At 68.2% G+C, this 1,302-nt stretch carries 1 protein-coding gene; it reads left to right on the top strand.

What is annotated here, in order from left to right:
- Positions 1-1,276, top strand: a 1,276-nt coding sequence (locus EYQ95_RS26140) for an IS4 family transposase (RefSeq protein WP_207916713.1), incomplete at its 5' end; no start/stop codon positions are given.
- Positions 1,277-1,302 lie beyond the last annotated feature (26 nt).

Raw genomic sequence — 1,302 nt, 5'->3', positions numbered from 1 at the left:
CGCACTGCTGTCCGGAGAAATTCCCCCGCGGTGTCTGGAAAGCGTTGCGGTGCTTGGAGTTTGGGGTAAAACCCCTGAGCGCCAACTCACTTCCAAGCACCGCAACATGTTCAGAGTAAGCCGATTCCAGCATCTGATGCAGGACCTGCCGCGCGGCGCCTGCCAGGCGATCATCGACCGCCACGGGGCGGACCGTTACACGAAGGGCTTCGACTGCCTGAGCCTGCTGACCGCGCAGGTGTTCGGCCACCTCAGCGGCTGCCGCAGCCTGCGTGAGCTGGAGACCGGCTACAACGCGCACCGCGCGCACCATTACCACCTGGGCACCGGGCCGCTGCGGCGCACGACGCTGGCCGATGCCTGCGCCCGGCGCAATCCGCAGGTGTTCGCCGAGATCGTGCAGGTGCTGATGGCCACGGTCGCGCGCCCGGTGCGCAAGCAGGCGGCCGAATGCCTGCGGCTACTGGATTCGACCTCCTTCACGCTCAAGGGGCGCGGCTTTGCCTGGGCCGAAGCCCACCGCACCTGCCACACCCAGGGGCTGAAGCTGCACCTGGTGTTCGACCCCGGGCAGGCGGTGCCGGTGTGGCAGGACATCAGCGCGGCCAACGTCAACGACGTCACCCGGGCGCTCGAGGTTCCGCTGCAGCGCGGGGCGACCTATGTGTTCGACAAGGGGTACTGCGACTACAACTGGTGGGCCGGCTTCGAGGCCGCCGGCGCCTGGTTCGTCACCCGGCTTAAGCGCAATGCGCAGGTGGCGGTGCTCGACAGCCGGCCGGTGCCGGCGGCGGAGCAGGAGCAGGTGCTGTCCGACGAGCTGATCCGCTTCAGCAACCGCCATCCCGGGGGCGGCCGCCGCAACCGCTACACCGCCCCGCTGCGCCGCATCACCGTGCACCGGCCGGACCATGCCACGCCGCTGGTGCTGGTCACCAACGACCTTGAGCGGCCGGCGGCGGAGATCGCCGCCTGCTACCGCGCGCGCTGGCAGATCGAGCTGTTCTTCAAGTGGATCAAGCAGAACCTGCGGATCAGCCGCTTCTTCGGCCGCAGCGAGAACGCGGTGCGCATCCAGATCCTGTGCGCGCTGATCGCCTATCTGCTGGTGGCGCTCTACCGCGCCCGCACCGCTTCGCATCTTTCGATGCTGCGGGTGCTGAACGAACTGCGGGTTGCCTTGTTCCAGCGGCCGGCGGTGGAGGCGGCCGTCGAACACCGACGACGGGCGCGCTGGCAGGCGCAAGCCGCTGTGCAGCCTGGACTTTTTGCTTGAGAGTTTTTTCCGGACAGCAGTGCGCG

This window comes from Lysobacter sp. N42 (assembly GCF_004344885.1).
This window is presented reverse-complemented; position numbering and strand designations above follow the sequence as displayed.